Here is a 17,230-nt window from a genome sequence, read left to right on the forward strand (position 1 = left end):
CGGGTATAAACCGCGTCTCGTTGTTTAGTCGGACTGTTTACCCATGAGCTTCAGCCCTTTGATTCGCCAACTGATCGACGCCTTGCGCACCTTGCCAGGCGTGGGTCAGAAAACCGCTCAGCGCATGGCGTTGCAGTTGCTCGAACGTGATCGCAGCGGCGGCACTCGTCTGGCCCAGGCCTTGAGCCAGGCCATGGAAGGCGTCGGCCATTGCCGCCAGTGCCGCACGCTGACCGAAGACGACCTCTGCCCGCAATGCGCCGACCCGCGCCGCGATGACACGCTGCTCTGCGTGGTCGAAGGGCCGATGGACGTTTATGCGGTGGAGCAGACCGGCTTCCGTGGCCGCTATTTCGTGCTCAAGGGGCACTTGTCGCCGCTGGATGGCCTGGGGCCGGAAGCGATCGGGATTCCGCAACTGATGGCGCGGATAGAAGAGGCGGGGACCTTTACCGAAGTCATCCTCGCCACCAACCCGACCGTGGAAGGCGAGGCGACCGCGCACTACATCGCGCAGTTGCTCAACAACAAAGGCCTGGTCGCCTCGCGGATTGCCCACGGCGTGCCGCTGGGCGGTGAGCTGGAGCTGGTCGACGGCGGCACGCTGGCGCATTCGTTTGCCGGGCGTAAACCTATCTCCCTGTAAGTCTCTATCGCCCTTTCGGGCCACATCGCTGGCAAGCCAGCTCCCACAGTGTTGGATGTGACCCACAGCATATGTGTCCACACCGAACCCTGTGGGAGCTGGCTTGCCAGCGATGGCCGCGCCGCGGTCGATCTGATTCACACAATTTCATTGATAACCAAGCAAGCGCTCGGTTAACGTCGGCGAACCCTTCCGTGGAGCTCGCCCATGCCTGCCTTTCAGGAATACTTCGACCCCAGCCATCAACTGGTCCGCGACAGCGTCAGACGTTTCGTCGAACGCGAGATCCTGCCGGACATCGATCGGTGGGAAGAAGCCGAAAGCTTTCCCCGTGAGCTGTACCTCAAGGCCGGTGCGGCGGGCATTCTCGGTATCGGCTATCCCGAAGCGCTTGGCGGCAGCCATGAAGGCGATCTGTTCGCCAAGGTCGCCGCCAGTGAGGAGCTGATGCGCTGTGGCTCTGGTGGCCTGGTGGCGGGGTTGGGTTCGCTGGATATCGGTTTGCCACCGATCGTCAAATGGGCGCGGCCTGAGGTGCGAGAGCGGGTCGTCCCCCAAGTGCTCAGCGGCGAAAAGATCAGCGCCCTGGCGGTGACCGAGCCCGGCGGCGGCTCCGACGTCGCCAACCTGCAAACCCGCGCGGTGCGTGACGGCGACTGCTTCCGGGTCAGCGGCAGCAAGACCTTTATTACCAGCGGCGTGCGCGCGGATTTCTACACGGTCGCGGTGCGTACCGGTGCGCCGGGGTTTGGCGGCATCAGCTTGTTGCTGATCGAGAAGGGTACGCCGGGTTTCAGTGTCGGTCGGCAGTTGAAGAAAATGGGCTGGTGGGCGTCGGACACCGCTGAGTTGTTCTTCGACGATTGCCGCGTGCCTGTAGGAAACCTCATCGGCGCCGAGAACATGGGCTTCGCCTGCATCATGGGCAATTTTCAGAGCGAACGCCTGGCGCTGGCGCTGATGGCCAACATGACTGCGCAATTGGCGCTGGAGGAGAGCCTGAAGTGGGCGCGCGAGCGTGAGGCATTTGGCAAACCCATCGGCAAGTTTCAGGTGATCAAGCATCGCCTCGCCGAAATGGCCACGGTGCTGGAAGTGTCGCGGGAGTTCACTTACCGGCAAGCGGCAAAAATGGCGGCGGGGCACAGCGTAATCAAGGAAATTTCCATGGCGAAGAACTTCGCCACTGACACCTCCGACCGGATCACCACCGAAGCCGTGCAGATTCTTGGCGGGCTCGGTTACATGCGTGAAAGCCTGGTGGAGCGGCTGTATCGGGATAACCGCATTCTGTCGATTGGCGGCGGGACGCGGGAAGTGATGAATGAAATCATCAGCAAGCAGATGGGGCTCTAAGTCCTGCGGTGTAGCTGTCGGCCCCTTCGCGAGCAGGCTCGCTCCCACAGTTGAAATACATTTCCCTGTGGGAGCGAGCCTGCTCGCGAAAGCGGCCGGTCAGACGCTGTTTATTTATCGGTCAAAGCAAACTGCGTCAGGCAAAAGGTAGGAATGCCCATGTCCTCAAGACGCTGCGAACCTTGCAGCTCCGGCAGATCAATGATCGCTGCCGCTTCATGTACCCGCGCGCCCATGCGGCGAATCAGGTTGGCTGCCGCAATCAGCGTGCCGCCGGTAGCGATCAGGTCATCGAACATCACCACCGAATCGCCTTCACACAGGCTGTCGGCGTGCACTTCCAGAAACGCTTCGCCGTACTCGGTGGCGTAACCTTCGGCCAGTACGTCCGCCGGCAGTTTGCCTTGCTTGCGGAACAGCACCAGCGGCTTGTTCAACTGATAGGCCAGTACCGAACCGATCAGGAAGCCACGGGCATCCATGGCGCCGATGTGGGTAAAGTCGGCTTCGACGTAGCGATGGGCGAAGCTGTCCATCACCAGGCGCAGGGCCGTCGGCGACTGGAACAGCGGGGTGATGTCGCGAAAGATCACGCCCGGTTTCGGGAAGTCGATCACGGGGCGGATCAGGGATTTGATGTCGAAGGAGTCGAAGACCATCGGGGTGTCCTGGCAGGGCTGCAAACGGCGCAGTATACCCGCGGCTGAAACGATTCGCTCAACCGCGGGTCGTGATCAGCCTTCGATCGAACCGCCGGCCAGCGCGCACAGCTGAATCGGGTCGAGGATATGGATCTCCTTGCCCTCGGCGGCAATCAGCTCGTTCTGCTGGAAACGGGTGAACACCCGCGACACGGTTTCCACCGCCAGGCCCAGGTAATTGCCGATTTCATTGCGCGACATGCTCAGGCGGAACTGGTTGGCCGAGAAGCCGCGAGCACGGAAGCGTGCCGACAGGTTGACCAGGAAAGTGGCGATGCGCTCGTCAGCGGTTTTCTTCGACAGCAGCAGCATCATTTGCTGGTCGTCACGAATCTCGCGGCTCATCACCCGCATCAACTGGCGGCGCAGTTGTGGCAATTGCAGCGCGAGTTCGTCGAGGCGTTCGAAGGGGATTTCGCAAACCGAAGTGGTTTCCAGCGCCTGGGCCGAGACCGGGTGTTTTTCGGTGTCCATGCCCGACAGTCCGACCAGTTCGCTCGGCAGGTGGAAGCCGGTCAGTTGCTCTTCGCCGGCATCGCTCAGGCTGAAGGTCTTCAGCGCGCCGGAGCGGACTGCATAAACGGAATCGAAGGTGTCGCCCTGGCGGAACAGGAACTCGCCCTTCTTCAGCGGGCGGCCGCGTTTAACGATTTCGTCGAGCGCATCCATGTCTTCCAGATTCAGAGAAAGTGGCAGGCAGAGCGGGGCCAGGCTGCAATCCTTGCAGTGGGCCTGGTTGTGAGCGCGCAGTTTGACTGGCTCGGACATTTCTTCAATCCTTGTGGGAAAACACACATAAGCCGTAAGGGTAACCCACGGGAGGACATTCAGGCCAGCACGTGGCGGCGTTGTCCTACAGACATAAAGCCGCAGCACCGGCGGCCGATAACCCGCTATCAGCACTCAACCAAGGAAGGCCCCGATGACCGCCATTGGTACGCTAAGCCCCGGCAGCAGCGGCGTTGCCGCTTCGCCGGAGATGACCAGCACCGACGCTGCAATCGATCGCGATGAAGACTTGTCGCACACGGCAACCCCGACCTTGGTCGAGGGCGTCAAAGTGTCGCTGTCCGGCGCGGCCATCGCCAAATCCGCCGCTGTCGGTGGCGAAAACAGTGACATCGACAACAGTGGCTTACCGGAGAACATCCAACAGTTGCTGAAGATGATTCGCAAGATTCAAAAAGAAATCATCGAGAAAAAAGCCCGCATGGCGGCGGTCATGTCAGACAGAACCCTCTCCAACGAGGAAAAGATCAACAAGCTCGCCGCACTGCGGGGCGCCATTGCCGCCCTCAACAGTGGCCTGATCACCGCCAACCTCGCCCTGTCGAAAGTCATGAACCAGTCGGCGCTCAATCCTGACCAGAACCTCAAGGTCGGCTCGTTGCTGACCAAGCCTTAAATCACCCGCGAGAAACGCTGGCGGTTCTGCTGCTCCAGGTACGCATCGAAAACCATGCACACCGAGCGCACCAGCAATCGGCCCGCCGGCAGCACCTCGATGCGCTCGCGCTCGAGCCTGATCAGGCCATCCTCGGCCATACCTTGCAACTGCGGCCACAGCGCGCCGAAATAGCCTTGGAAATCGATGTTGAACTGCTGCTCGATCTCGGCGAATTCGAGTTTGAAATTGCAGATCAGCTGCTGAATCACCGCGCGGCGCAAACGGTCGTCGGCGTTGCACACCAGGCCGCGACTGGTCGCCAGCTGCGCGCTGGCCAGGCTGTTCTGATAGGCAGTGAGGTCGCTGCTGTTCTGGCAGTACAAATCGCCGATCTGGCTGATCGCCGACACGCCCAGACCAATCAGGTCGCAATGGCCGTGGGTGGTATAGCCCTGAAAGTTGCGTTGCAGGGTGTGTTCTTCCTGAGCGATCGCCAACTCGTCATCGGGCAGGGCGAAGTGATCCATGCCGATGTAGCGGTAGCCGGCAGCGGTCAGTTGCTCGATGGTGCGCTGGAGCATCTCCAGTTTGTGCGCAGGGCTCGGCAAGTCGAGACTGTTGATCCGCCGTTGCGGCATGAAGCGTTCTGGCAGGTGTGCGTAGTTGAATACCGAGAGGCGATCCGGTTGCAGACTGATCACTTCCTCGACGGTGCGGTCGAAATTGTCCGGTGTCTGCTTTGGCAGGCCGTAGATCAGATCGATGTTGATCGAGCGAAATTGCAGGGTTCGCGCCGCATCGATCACCGCGCGGGTTTCTTCCAGACTTTGCAGGCGATTGACCGCACGCTGCACCGCCGGGTCAAGGTCTTGCAGGCCAATGCTGACCCGATTGAAACCCAGTTCGCGCAGCAGGCCCATGGTCGACCAGTCGGCCTCGCGCGGGTCGATTTCAATGCCGTAATCGCCGGAATCATCGTTGAGCAAATTGAAATGCTTGCGCAGGTGCGCCATCAGCTGGCGCAATTCGTCGTGGCTGAGAAAGGTCGGTGTGCCGCCACCGAAATGCAGCTGCTCGACGGTTTGCGCCGGGTCGAGGTGGCAGGCAATCAACTGGATTTCCTGCTCGAGCCGTTGCAGATACGGCTGCGCACGGCCGCGATCCTTGGTGATGACCTTGTTGCAGGCGCAGTAGTAGCAAATGTTCGCGCAGAACGGCACATGCACGTACAGCGACAACGGCCGCTGCGCCTTGCGGCTGTCGCGCAGGGCATGGAACAGGTCGAAAGTGCCGACCTGACCGTGAAATTGCACGGCGGTCGGGTACGAGGTGTAGCGTGGCCCCGCCAGATCGTAGCGGCGGATCAGATCAGAGTCCCAACGAATGGCGTCGAGCATGCGGGCATTCCCCCGGATAGGCTGGCAGTGTGGCGAGTCTAGGGGAGGGCGTTACAGGGCATCTTGATTTGCATCAACGGCGAGGATTTGTGTTGTTCGTGCGGGCGTCTTCGCGAGCAGGCTCGCTCCCACGTTGGATTTGCAGCGTACTCAAGACCTGTGGGAGCGAGCCTGCTCGCGAAGGCCGCGCCACACATTTAATGGCCCATAAGCCAATGCTGATGCGGCCCGGGCAAGGTCCACAGGCCAAACACTATCACCAGCAAGCCACCCGCCACGCGCACGCTGCGTTTGCGCAGGATCGCCGTGACCCGCTCAGCCGCCAGCCCGGTGGCGAGCAGCACCGGCCAGGTGCCGAGGCCGAAAGCGAGCATCAGCAATGCACTGTCCAGCGCATTGCCCTGACTCGCGCTCCACAGCAAGGTGCTGTAAACCAGCCCGCACGGCAGCCACCCCCACAGCGCACCGAGCAGCAAGGCGCGGGGCAGGCTGGAAACCGGCAGCAAGCGATTCGCCACCGGTTGAATGAAGCGCCATAAGCCACGCCCGAGCGCTTCGATACGGGTGAGCCCGCTCCACCAACCGGCCAGGTACAAACCCATGGCGATCAGCAGCAAACCGGCCAGTACGCGCATGAACAGCGCCGCCGGGCTGTTGGCGACTGCCCAGCCGGCGAGGCCGATGAGCAACCCCGCCGTGGCATAACTGAGAATCCGCCCGAGGTTATACGCCAGCAACAGACGAAAGCGCCGGCTGCGCTGCTCCTTGGGGATCGCCAGGGTCAGCGCGCCCATCAGACCGCCGCACATACCCAGACAGTGGCCGCCACCGAGCAGGCCGAGGATCAGCGCCGAGACCAGCAGCGGCGCCAGTTCAAGCATGGGGCGGCGCCTTGTCGTCCGGTTTGCCGGCGTTGGCTTCGTCCACCGCAGCGGTGTGGTTGGGATCCTGATCGTCAAAAAGGATGCTGTGCGCCGGGCCGTCGAGGTCGTCGTACTGACCGCTGTCCACCGCCCAGAAGAAGATGTACACGGCGATGGCGACGATGAGCAAGGCAGCGGGAATCATCACATAGAGAGCTGGCATCGGTAACTCCAGGCCCGCGCGGCTCAGGCCGGCAGCGGGCGGGTTTGGGTCGGGCTGCTGGCGGCCGGCGCGCTCGGCAGACGAGTCAGGCGCAGGGCGTTGAGCACCACGGTCAGCGAACTGATCGACATGCCGACCGCCGCCCACACCGGAGTGATCCAGCCGAGGGCGGCGAACGGCAACATGAGGCCATTGTACAGCGCTGCCCACAGCAGGTTTTCGATGATTACCCGGCGCGTGCGTCGCGCCAGCGTGAAAGCTTGCACCAGAGCGTCGAGGCGATTGGACAGCAACACTGCATCGGCGCTGGTTTTCGCCAGATCGGTGGCCGAGCCCATGGCCACGCTGATATCGGCCGCAGCCAGCACCGGCACGTCGTTGACGCCGTCGCCGAGCATCAACACCTTGCGTCCTTCCTTGTGCAGTTGTTGCAGCACTTGCAGTTTGTCATCGGGGCGCAAGCCGCCACGGGCCTCGTCGATGCCCAGTTCGGCGGCGACACTGGCGACCATCGGCGAACTGTCGCCGGACAACAGCAATGTGCGCCAGCCCCGCGCTTTGCAGGCCGCGAGCAGGGCGGGGGCATCGTCACGCAGGCGATCGTCGAGGACGAACCATGCCAGCGGCCCCTGAGTGTCGGCGAGCAGCAACCATTGTCCGGCCTCATCAGGCATTGACGGCAGTGCCGCGCCGCTCAGGGCACAGGCGAACGGCGCCTGACCGATGCGCAAGCGTTGCTCACCGACCACGCCTTCCAGGCCCAGACCGGGTGTGCTGTGCACGTCCTCGGCGGCCAGCGGCGCACGGCCGAAAGCGCGGGCGATCGGGTGTTCCGAACGGTTTTCCAGCGCAGCGGCAAGGCTCAGGCATTGCTCGCTGTCGAGCGCGCCGAGCGGGCGGATCGAGCGCAGCACCAAGCGGCCTTCGGTGAGCGTGCCGGTCTTGTCGAAAATCACCGTGTCGATCTGGTTCAAGCCTTCCAGCACATGGCCGCGTGTCAGCAGCAGGCCGAGTTTGTGCAGGGTGCCGGTGGCGGCGGTGAGGGCGGTCGGCGTCGCCAGTGACAGCGCGCACGGGCAGGTCGCCACCAGCATGGCAAGGACGATCCAGAACGCCCGCGCTGAGTCCAGCTGCCACCACAGCAGGCCGATCACTGCCGCCGCGATCAGCGACAGCAGCAAAAACCATTGCGCGGCGCGGTCAGCGATTTCTGCCAGACGCGGTTTCTCCGCCTGAGCGCGATCAAGCAGGCGCACGATCGCGGAGAGACGCGTGTCCTGTCCCAGCGCCTGCACTTCGACGGTCAATGCGCCTTCGACATTGAGCGTGCCCGCAGTTACTGCATCGCCGAGCGTGCGTGGCTGTGGCAGGTATTCGCCAGTCAGCAGCGATTCGTCGATGCTCGACTGACCGTCGATGATCTTGCCGTCAGCCGGCAGAATCGAGCCCGGCTGCACCAGAATCCGCTCGCCGACCTGCAATTCGCTGAGCAGGATGCGTTCGCTCTGGCCATCGCTATCCAGGCGCAGGCACGAGGCGGGTAATAGATTGACCAGTTGCGCGGTGGCAGCAGCGGTGCGTTCGCGGGCGCGACGTTCCAGATAACGCCCGGCGAGCAAAAACAGCGCGAACATGCCAACCGCATCGAAGTACAGTTCGCCGACCCCGGTGATCGATGTCCAGATCCCGGCGATATAAGCGCTGCCGATCGCCAGTGAAACTGAAACGTCCATGGTCAGGTGGCGGGTGCGCAAATCGCGCATCGCGCCTTTGAAGAACGGCGCGCAGCTGTAGAACACGATGGGTGTGGTCAGAAACAGCGCGACCCAGCGCAGGATCGTGTGCAGCTCGGGACTGAGGTCGATGTTGAATTCCGGCCAGGTGGCCATGGTCGCCATCATCGCCTGAAACCACAGCAACCCGGCGACGCCGAGCTGGCGCAGGGCCAGGCGATTCTCGCTGGCCAGTTGTTCGCTGGCACGGTCGGCCTGGTACGGGTGGGCGGCGTAACCGATGTGGCGCAGCTCGGCGAGGATCTGGCTCAGCGGCAATTGTGCGTCGGCCCAGCGCACGTGCAGGCGATGGTTGGACAGGTTCAACCGCGCTTCGGCGACGGCGGGCAGGGTGCGCAGGTGTTTCTCGATCAGCCAGCCGCAGGCGGCGCAACTGATGCCTTCGATCAACAAGGTGGTTTCGGCCAGATCGCCTTCATGGCGGACGAAGGGTTGCTGCACGTCGGCGCGGTCGTACAGCGCCAGTTCATCAGTCAGTTGCACCGGCAGCGCTTCGGGATTGGCCGACGCTTCGCTGCGATGCTGGTAATAACTTTCCAGCCCCCCGGCGACAATGGCTTCGGCCACCGCCTGACAGCCCGGGCAGCAGAACTCCCGGGCCTGCCCGAGGACGACGGCGGTGAAGCGGCTGCCGGACGGGACGGGCAGGGCGCAGTGGTAGCAGAAGGTTGGGCTGGTCATGGTGCGCGTTCCGATGATCGTTCCCACGCTCCGCGTGGGAATGCCTCCCCGGACGCTCCGCGTCCGCTTCGGCTGGGACGCGGAGCGTCCCTGGCTGCGTTCCCACGCAGAGCGTGGGAACGATCAGAGTAAAAGGCTTATTTTTTCAGGTCTTCCGCACCCTGCAATGGCTCATCACCCAGCAGCAGCTCCTTGTCATGGCTGACCAGTTCTTCTTCAAACATGCGCCACACGTGCTCGTCCTGGCTGCCAAGCAACTCGACAAACCGTCGCCCTTCGACCTTGTCGCTCAACTGGCCGATGTAGCGCCCGCTCTCGCTGCCACTGCGGGTGAGCACGATCTTGCGATCCTTCTCCGGCTGGGTCGGCGAGATCAGGTTCAGCTCCAGCGTTTGCGGCTGGCTGTCACCGTTCAAGCGCAAGTCGACTTCCCCGGTCACATCATCCAGATGCACCGCTGCACGCAGCTTCAGGGTTTGCGCCAGCAACTCGCGATCCAGTGAGCGGTTGATGCCTTTGCCCGCTTCGTAATAGTTGTCGTTGACCAGATTGTCCGGGTTGTTCACCGCGATGGTCACCATCGACAGGGTCAAGGTCACCGAGCAGGCCAGAATCGCGATGATGATCCACGGCCAGAGGTGCTTGTACCAGGGACTTGCGGCGTTTGCAGCGGGCATGTTCAAAATTCTCTCAACGGATTTGTGGGCCGATGAATCGGCTCTTGGCTTCAACGTGGACGCTTTCGTCATCGGCATCCTTGAGGATGAATTTCACCTCGTTGGTGCTCGATGGCAGTTGTTCCGGTGCGCTGGACAACTCGACCGGCATGCTGACGATATCGCCGGCGGCAACCTTGATCTCGCGCTTGCCTTGCAGGCGCAGGTCCGGCAGACCCTCGGCTTGCAGCAGGTAAGTGTGGTCGCGCTGATCCTTGTTCATGATCTTCAGGCTGTAGACGTTCTCGATTCGGCCTTCGGCGTTTTCGCGGTACAGCACGCGGTCCTTGCTGACGTCGAAGCCGACCAGCGAACGCATGAAGAACGCAGCGACCAACAGGCTGATCATCGCCAGCAGCACCACGGCGTAGCCGATCAGGCGCGGTCGCAGTTTATGGGTTTTCTGCCCGGAGAGATTGTGTTCGGTGGTGTAGCTGATCAGCCCGCGTGGGTAATCCATCTTGTCCATGATGCTGTCGCAAGCGTCGATGCACGCAGCGCAGCCGATGCACTCGATCTGCAGGCCATCGCGGATGTCGATGCCGGTCGGGCAGACCTGCACGCACATCGTGCAGTCGATGCAGTCACCCAGCCCCAGCGCCTTGTAGTCGATGCCTTTCTTGCGTGGGCCACGACTTTCGCCACGGCGCGGGTCGTAGGAAACGATCAGCGTGTCCTTGTCGAACATCACGCTCTGGAAGCGCGCATACGGGCACATGTAGATGCACACCTGCTCACGCAACCAACCGGCATTGCCGTACGTGGCGAGGGTGAAAAAACCGACCCAGAAATACGACCAGCCATCAGCCTGGCCGGTGAAGAACTCGATGACCAGTTCGCGGATCGGCGAGAAGTAGCCGACAAAGGTCATCCCGGTGACAAAACCGATCAGCAGCCACAGCGAGTGCTTGGCCAGTTTGCGCAGGAATTTGTTGGCGCTCATCGGCGCCTTGTCGAGCTTGATGCGCTGGTTGCGGTCGCCTTCGGTGACCTTCTCGCACCACATGAAAATCCACGTCCACACGCTTTGCGGGCAGGTATACCCGCACCAGACGCGCCCGGCGTAGACAGTGATGAAGAACAGGCCGAACGCGGCAATGATCAACAGCCCCGAGAGCAGGATGAAATCCTGTGGCCAGAAAGTCGCGCCGAAGATGAAGAACTTGCGCTCCGGCAGGTTCCACCACACCGCCTGGTGACCGCCCCAGTTCAGCCACACCGTGCCGAAATACAGCAGAAACAACGCCGCACCGCCGAGCATCCGCAGATTGCGGAACAGGCCGGTGAAGGCGCGGGTGTAGATTTTTTCTCGTGAGGCATAAAGGTCGACGCTGTTGTTCGCGTTCTTGCTCGGCGGCGTGACGTCGTGTACCGGAATCTGATTGCTCATCATTGCATCCCACGGCAGTGGAAAAATGCCTCGGTCGATACGTGCCAACCAAGGTCAAAAAGGGTTGTTGCAGTAGCGCGATGATACGCCTGCAGCTCTGGCTCAAGGGTGCGACCTTTGGTCGCGTTGGGTAAAAAATGCGGATGGTGTAGCGATTGCGCAAAAGCCTGACGCAGATCAATTGACTTGTTGAGTATGGACGCTTTTGCCGAAGTGGCTAGTTCATCCTTTCAATTGTTTGTTCACGCCACTACCGTTGATTTCGCAAGTTGAATAACACCCGTGATTGTTTTCGTCCAGGCGACAAGTCAGGCCGGACGCTACGGGTTTCTATTGATTCGTATGTTGTAAGTTGTTGGGTCTGAAATATATTCACTCGATTGTTGTAGGTGAAGGCTTTGAAGTTTTCGCTGTATTCGAATAAGTTCTGTTTGCGCGAAACTTCTTTTGCGTACCGAAAATTAATTGAAATGGAATTTCAAGCATGGCTTTGAATAAATTCATGAGCACCTTTATGGGTGCTTGTCTGGTAGCTTCGGCTATTACCGCTCAGGCTACAACTGGCATGCCGAAACATATGGTCTTTGCTTCGGATACTCAATATCCGTGGACAGACAATACCGATATCCGCGAACCCGAATCGGATTCAGAATTCACGGCGCGCTCGAAATGGCTGATTGAAACCCAACTTGCGAGCATTGCCGAATTCAGAAATCAACACGGCTCTCAAGCGCAGGTTCCTTTGATGATCAATGGCGATATAACCGCTTTTGGTCATGGCTGGCAGCGCTCGTTCATGAAGGATTCGCTGAACAGGCACTTCAAGGGTGAATATCTTTACGGTTTGGGCAATCACGACTATGAAAACAATGTTGATGATTGCTTTACCAATAACTGTGCTGCAGGAAGTATTGTCGAGTTCAAAGAACATCATGAGGGTAAAGTCGATAACTTTGATCTGAAAATCACGGACGGTTTTCTGAGCAAGACGTATGCCGGTAGTCTCGCCTATTCGAAAAATATCGGCGAAGTGCATATGGTTCAGCTCAATAACGAGCCGACCTACACTACCCGGATTGCTCATCCGTTGAACCCGACGACGTTCGAAATCAACGACGCACTGGACTGGCTCGAGACCGATCTGCGACTGGCGCGAGCGTCGGGCTACGCCATCATTATCAATATGCATAAACCCTTGCGGCATCAAGGCAGCCCCGAGCAAAAGAAGCGTTTCCATGACATGGTCAACAAGTACCAGGTGACGGCCATTTTCGCCGGCCACCTGCATACCGAGGGAGGAAGTTCCTACTGGGAGGGCAGCGTCCCCATGTATCTCAGCGGAAGCACCTCTCAGCAAACCTACCTGACTGCGAATTTCACCGAGGATCGCAAGCAGTTGCAGGTCTATCTGGTGAAGAACAACCAGTGGCGTGAGCGGACGCTGATCGATACCACGGTTGTGCATTCAATCTTTGCCCAACGCCCATGAAAAAAGCCCCGCCGGTGATAAGGCGGGGTGTTCAGCACTCAGTTACTGGCAGCGATCCATGGGTTGATCAGATTGACGCCGCTGAGTTGAAAGTCCGCAATGTTGCGAGTTACCAGCGTAAGCCCGTGCACAAGCGCGGTGGCGGCGATCAAGGCGTCGCATTCACTGCTGCGGTCGGGAACATGCAATCGTGCGCACCGGGTGGCGACGTTGGTATCGACCGGCAGGATTCTTCCAGAGAACGCCGGTTTGACGTGGTGTTCCAGCCAGTTGCGCAGCAGCTGGCCTTGTGAAGGGTCACGACGTTCGATACGCAGGACGCCCGTTTCCAGTTCCAGCACAGTGATTGCGGATAGATACAGGCTGGCTGGGGAAACGCTGTTTGCCCATTTCACCACATGCTTGTCGGCTTGGTTTTTCCGCAGCTCGGAAACTACATTAGTATCCAGTAGAAACATCAGGAAAGGTCCACGCTGCGAGGATTGATGACAGCGCGCTCGGGTTCGAATTCGATTTCAAGCGCATTCGGCATCGCCAGCAGCTCAACGATGCTGGTCTCGCAACCGGTCAGTTTCTGGTACTCCTCGATGCTGAGCAATACGTGGGCAGGCCTGCCTCGGTCAGTAATGATTACTGGACCTTGACGCGTGGCTTTTTTGGCTGCACTGGTGTCCTGATTGAACTCGCGGCTGGAAATAGTGGTGATGGCCATCATGTTTGGCCTCCAGAAATTCTGATGTAGGAACGTTACTATTTTGAGATTTTCCCCGCAATCGGAAAGGCAGGTCGGGGACGATCGGTTTGTCAATTTCATAAGGGCACCGGCGAAGGCGCCTCTCGCCAAGGCGCGAGGCGCTGGATATAGGGCGTAAATTCGGTGTTTTTGCTGCCCTTGTCAGAGCAATCTACCGCCGCCGAGGCCGTCGAGTCCGCCACCGTGGCCGGGGCTGTTCATGGTTTGCTGCGATACCTTGAGTAACGGTTTCACAGGTGTTCGTTCGAACCCTGCCCTGTGGGTAGAGCCGGGTTGAGGCTGATTTTGCAGTGTGCTTTGGTGATCTTTCGACATTGGGGCTTCATCCTTGAAGTGGACCCGATAGGCTTATCGGGCGAAAAAACCTACCGTGCATCGCAGCTCAGGTCCATTGAGCAAGCGTTTCGAATCATGAATGCGAGCATGCAAAAAGGCCCCGCCAATTCTCATTGGCGGGGCCTTTTTTGCTTCAAGCGTTGGCCTTACTCAGCCTTCGCCTCCGGCGCTTTTTCACCATGGGACAAGCTGTAGACATACGCCGCCAGCAGGTGCACCTTGTCATTGCCCTGCAGTTGTTCCTGCGCAGGCATCTGGCCCTGACGGCCATAACGGATGGTCTGCTGCAGTTGCGCGAAGCTCGAGCCGTAGATGAATGCGCCCGGGTGTGTCAGGTCCGGCGCACCCATGGCCGGCGTGCCTTTACCGGCAGGGCCGTGGCAAGCCACGCAGTTGGCGGCGAAGAGTTTCTGGCCGTTGGCCGGGTCGGCTTTGGTGCCTTCCGGCAATTTACGACCATCGAGATTGGTCACCACGTAAGCAGCCACATCGGCCACGCCTTGCTCACCGATCACTTCAGCCCATGCCGGCATCACCGCGTGGCGGCCGCCCATGATGGTGGTCTTGATGGTTTCCGGCTCACCGCCCCAGCGCCAGTCGGCGTCGGTCAGGTTGGGGAAGCCATAGGCACCCTTGGCGTCGGAACCGTGGCACACCGAGCAGTTGGACGCGAACAGACGGCCGCCCATCTTCAGTGCTTGCGGATCCTTGGCGACTTCTTCGATCGGCATCGCCGCGAACTTGGCGAAAATCGGACCGAAGCGCGCGTCCGAACGGGCCATTTCCTTTTCCCACTCGTGGACGCCGGTCCAGCCGGTCTGGCCGTTGGCGAACGCGGTCTGCTTCTCGTTATCCAGATAGTTGTAGCCCGGCAGCAGACCTTTCCAGTTGCCCAGACCCGGGTACAGCACCAGATAACCCAGGGCAAAAATGATGGTGCCGACGAACAGCATGAACCACCATTTCGGCAGCGGGTTGTCGTACTCCTCGATCCCGTCGAAGGAGTGGCCGACCGTCTCGTCCGTCTGTTCGCTGCGCTGGCCCTTGCGGGTCGACAGCAGCAGCCAGGTCAGGGCGAAGATCGTACCGAGACTGAGGACTGTGACGTACAGACTCCAGAATGTAGTCATTCTTTGTTACTCCTAGAAGCTTGCTCGACGTGCTTGATGGCTTCGGGATCATCGGCAAAAGGCAGCATGGTCGCGTCGTCGAACTCCGACTTGCGCTTGGGGCTGAACACCCACAAGGCCAGACCGATGAAGGCCACCATCACGACCACGGTGCCCAGGCCTCGAATCATCCCGATATCCATCAGATTCACCGTTTGCTTTTGATGATGGTGCCCAGGCCTTGCAGATAGGCCACCAGCGCGTCCATTTCGGTTTTGCCCTTCACGGCATCCTGTGCACCGGCGATGTCTTCGTCGGTGTAAGGCACGCCGAGGGTGCGCAAGACTTCCATTTTTTTCGCGGTTTCCTTGCCGTCGAGCTTGTTTTCCACGAGGAACGGGTAAGCCGGCATTTTCGACTCGGGGACCACGTTGCGCGGGTTGTACAAGTGCGCACGCTGCCAGTCATCGGAGTAACGACCGCCCACACGGGCCAGGTCCGGGCCGGTACGTTTGGAGCCCCACAGGAACGGGTGGTCCCAGACGCTTTCACCGGCAACCGAATAGTGGCCATAGCGTTCGGTTTCAGCGCGGAACGGGCGGATCATCTGCGAGTGGCAGCCGACACAACCGTTGGCGATGTACACGTCGCGGCCTTCCAGTTCCAGCGCCGAACGTGGCTTCATGCCCTCGACCGGCTTGTTGGTGACGTCCTGGAAGAACAGCGGAACAATTTGGGTCAGGCCACCGACGCTGACGGCGATGACCATGAAGAAGGCCAGCAGGCCAATATTCTTCTCGACAGCTTCATGCTTCATCAGTGAGCTCCAACGACGGCAATCTTGGCGGCGGCTTCGGCTTCAACCGGATCCGACGCACGAACGGTGCGGTACACGTTGTAAGCCATCAGCAGCATGCCGCTGGCAAAGAAAGCACCGCCCAGCGCACGGACGATGAAGCCCGGGTGGCTGGCCTGCAGCGCTTCGACGAACGAGTAGGTGAGGGTGCCGTCATCGTTGATTGCACGCCACATCAGGCCCTGGGTGATGCCGTTGACCCACATCGAAGCGATGTAGAGCACGGTGCCGATAGTGGCAAGCCAGAAGTGCGCATTGATCAGCCCGGTGCTGTGCATCTGCGCCCGGCCGAACAGTTTCGGGATCATGTGGTAGATCGCGCCGATCGAGATCATCGCTACCCAACCGAGGGCGCCGGCGTGTACGTGGCCGATGGTCCAGTCGGTGTAGTGCGAGAGCGAGTTGACAGTCTTGATCGCCATCATCGGCCCTTCGAAGGTCGACATGCCGTAGAACGCCAGGGACACCACGAGGAAGCGCAGGATCGGGTCGGTGCGCAACTTATGCCAGGCGCCCGACAGGGTCATCATGCCGTTGATCATGCCGCCCCAGCTTGGCGCCAAGAGGATGATCGACATCGCCATGCCCAGCGATTGTGCCCAGTCCGGCAGGGCTGTGTAGTGCAGGTGGTGCGGGCCGGCCCAGATGTACAGGGTGATCAGCGCCCAGAAGTGCACGATCGACAGACGATAGGAGTAGATCGGGCGTTCGGCCTGTTTCGGCACGAAGTAGTACATCATCCCGAGGAAACCGGTGGTCAGAAAGAAGCCCACCGCGTTGTGGCCATACCACCACTGGATCATCGCGTCAGTGGCGCCGGAGTAGGCCGAGTACGACTTGAACAGGCTGACCGGCAGCGACATGTGGTTGACGATGTGCAGCATCGCGGTGACCACGATGAACGCGCCGTAGAACCAGTTGCCGACATAGATGTGCTTGGTTTTGCGCTTGGTGATGGTGCCGAAGAACACCAGACCGTAGGTGACCCAGACAATGGCCAGCAAAATGGCGATCGGCCATTCCAGTTCGGCGTATTCCTTGGTGGTGGTGTAACCCAGCGGCAAGGTAATGATTGCGCCGACGATGACCGCTTGCCAGCCCCAGAAGGTGAAGGCCGCGAGGCTGTCGGAAATCAGTCGCGTCTGGCAGGTTCGCTGCACGACATAGTAGGAAGTGGCAAACAGTGCACAACCGCCGAAGGCGAAAATCACCAGGTTTGTGTGCAACGGGCGCAAGCGTCCAAAGCTCGTCCACGGCAGACCGAAATTCAGTTCCGGCCAGACCAGTTGCGAGGCGATGAAGACACCGAGCCCCATGCCAAGGATCCCCCAGACCACCGTCATGATGGCGAACTGGCGGACTACCTTATAGTTATAAGCAGTCGGACTGATTGCTGTGCTCATTCTAAGGTTCCACGGTTTGGGTATTTTTATAGGGATAAAATCGGCCGCAAGTATGTATAAAGCAGGGGGTCATTGCAACGCGCCATGACCTGGGTCAATGCTTTCCAACGCTGATTCTGCGGCCTTTCCA

18 protein-coding genes are annotated in these 17,230 nt (G+C 60.1%); 4 read left to right on the forward strand and 14 right to left on the reverse strand.

What is annotated here, in order from left to right:
* The first annotated feature begins 43 nt into the window (after nt 1-43).
* Together recR and BXA01_RS25100 are read left to right on the forward strand one after the other, a co-directional pair.
* Complete coding sequence (recR, locus tag BXA01_RS25095) at nt 44-646, forward strand: recombination mediator RecR (RefSeq protein WP_016773861.1); 603 nt, start codon at nt 44-46, stop codon at nt 644-646.
* Between the two features lie 207 nt (nt 647-853).
* Nucleotides 854-2,002 (forward strand): acyl-CoA dehydrogenase family protein, encoded by a 1,149-nt coding sequence (locus BXA01_RS25100; RefSeq protein WP_076566953.1) that lies wholly within the window; start codon nt 854-856, stop codon nt 2,000-2,002.
* A 110-nt stretch (nt 2,003-2,112) separates the two neighbouring features.
* On the opposite strand, the gene BXA01_RS25105 is transcribed toward BXA01_RS25100, so the two are convergent.
* Nucleotides 2,113-2,661, reverse strand: coding sequence for an adenine phosphoribosyltransferase (locus tag BXA01_RS25105; protein ID WP_007918333.1), 549 nt, complete (start codon nt 2,659-2,661; stop codon nt 2,113-2,115).
* A gap of 75 nt (nt 2,662-2,736) precedes the next feature.
* Nucleotides 2,737-3,471: a fumarate/nitrate reduction transcriptional regulator Fnr gene (gene fnr / locus BXA01_RS25110; RefSeq protein ID WP_016773865.1), complete on the reverse strand. Its 735-nt coding sequence runs from the start codon at nt 3,469-3,471 to the stop codon at nt 2,737-2,739.
* A 154-nt stretch (nt 3,472-3,625) separates the two neighbouring features.
* On the opposite strand from fnr, the gene BXA01_RS25115 reads away from it, so the two are divergent.
* Nucleotides 3,626-4,108 (forward strand): hypothetical protein, encoded by a 483-nt coding sequence (locus tag BXA01_RS25115; RefSeq protein ID WP_076566956.1) that lies wholly within the window; start codon nt 3,626-3,628, stop codon nt 4,106-4,108.
* Here the strand turns inward: BXA01_RS25115 and hemN are convergent.
* From hemN to ccoG, 6 genes are all read right to left on the reverse strand, one after another.
* A complete protein-coding gene (hemN, locus tag BXA01_RS25120) occupies nt 4,105-5,487 on the reverse strand; it encodes an oxygen-independent coproporphyrinogen III oxidase (protein WP_076566959.1) in 1,383 nt (460 codons plus the stop codon). The genes BXA01_RS25115 and hemN overlap by 4 nt on opposite strands.
* A gap of 197 nt (nt 5,488-5,684) precedes the next feature.
* Nucleotides 5,685-6,368 (reverse strand): sulfite exporter TauE/SafE family protein, encoded by a 684-nt coding sequence (locus BXA01_RS25125; RefSeq protein ID WP_076566961.1) that lies wholly within the window; start codon nt 6,366-6,368, stop codon nt 5,685-5,687.
* Entirely contained in the window at nt 6,361-6,573 is a 213-nt protein-coding gene (gene ccoS / locus BXA01_RS25130) for a cbb3-type cytochrome oxidase assembly protein CcoS (protein WP_039763029.1), read from the reverse strand. The genes BXA01_RS25125 and ccoS overlap by 8 nt, the downstream gene beginning before the upstream one ends.
* 23 nt (nt 6,574-6,596) lie before the next feature.
* The gene (locus tag BXA01_RS25135; RefSeq protein ID WP_076566963.1) at nt 6,597-9,047 is read right to left on the reverse strand and encodes a heavy metal translocating P-type ATPase; all 2,451 of its coding nucleotides are present in this window, start codon (nt 9,045-9,047) and stop codon (nt 6,597-6,599) included.
* A 137-nt stretch (nt 9,048-9,184) separates the two neighbouring features.
* Complete coding sequence (locus tag BXA01_RS25145; RefSeq protein WP_076566969.1) at nt 9,185-9,724, reverse strand: FixH family protein; 540 nt, start codon at nt 9,722-9,724, stop codon at nt 9,185-9,187.
* Nucleotides 9,725-9,737: 13 nt separating this feature from the next.
* Entirely contained in the window at nt 9,738-11,153 is a 1,416-nt protein-coding gene (gene ccoG, locus BXA01_RS25150) for a cytochrome c oxidase accessory protein CcoG (protein ID WP_016773872.1), read from the reverse strand.
* Nucleotides 11,154-11,637: 484 nt separating this feature from the next.
* Here ccoG and BXA01_RS25155 point away from each other — a divergent pair, with 484 nt between their 5' ends.
* On the forward strand, nt 11,638-12,642 hold the full coding sequence (locus tag BXA01_RS25155; protein ID WP_076566972.1) for a metallophosphoesterase family protein: 1,005 nt from the start codon (nt 11,638-11,640) through the stop codon (nt 12,640-12,642).
* A 38-nt stretch (nt 12,643-12,680) separates the two neighbouring features.
* Here BXA01_RS25155 and BXA01_RS25160 read toward each other — a convergent pair whose 3' ends face one another.
* The 6 genes from BXA01_RS25160 to ccoN form a co-directional block, all read right to left on the reverse strand.
* Nucleotides 12,681-13,100, reverse strand: coding sequence for a type II toxin-antitoxin system VapC family toxin (locus BXA01_RS25160; protein WP_076566975.1), 420 nt, complete (start codon nt 13,098-13,100; stop codon nt 12,681-12,683).
* The gene (locus BXA01_RS25165; protein ID WP_041479165.1) at nt 13,100-13,354 is read right to left on the reverse strand and encodes a type II toxin-antitoxin system Phd/YefM family antitoxin; all 255 of its coding nucleotides are present in this window, start codon (nt 13,352-13,354) and stop codon (nt 13,100-13,102) included. Before BXA01_RS25165 ends, BXA01_RS25160 begins: the two co-directional genes overlap by 1 nt.
* Nucleotides 13,355-13,878: 524 nt before the next feature.
* On the reverse strand, nt 13,879-14,862 hold the full coding sequence (gene ccoP / locus BXA01_RS25170) for a cytochrome-c oxidase, cbb3-type subunit III (RefSeq protein WP_076566978.1): 984 nt from the start codon (nt 14,860-14,862) through the stop codon (nt 13,879-13,881).
* Nucleotides 14,859-15,044, reverse strand: a complete 186-nt coding sequence (locus tag BXA01_RS25175) for a CcoQ/FixQ family Cbb3-type cytochrome c oxidase assembly chaperone (RefSeq protein ID WP_016775513.1) — start codon at nt 15,042-15,044, stop codon at nt 14,859-14,861. The genes ccoP and BXA01_RS25175 overlap by 4 nt, the downstream gene beginning before the upstream one ends.
* 5 nt (nt 15,045-15,049) lie before the next feature.
* Nucleotides 15,050-15,658, reverse strand: coding sequence for a cytochrome-c oxidase, cbb3-type subunit II (gene ccoO / locus BXA01_RS25180; protein ID WP_007917161.1), 609 nt, complete (start codon nt 15,656-15,658; stop codon nt 15,050-15,052).
* Nucleotides 15,658-17,100 carry a cytochrome-c oxidase, cbb3-type subunit I gene (ccoN, locus tag BXA01_RS25185; protein ID WP_024012334.1) on the reverse strand — a complete coding sequence of 481 codons (1,443 nt, stop codon included), beginning with the start codon at nt 17,098-17,100 and terminating at the stop codon, nt 15,658-15,660. The genes ccoO and ccoN overlap by 1 nt, the downstream gene beginning before the upstream one ends.
* Nucleotides 17,101-17,230: the final 130 nt, after the last annotated feature.

This window comes from Pseudomonas sp. B10, assembly GCF_900156235.1.
GTDB lineage: Bacteria > Pseudomonadota > Gammaproteobacteria > Pseudomonadales > Pseudomonadaceae > Aquipseudomonas > Aquipseudomonas siliginis.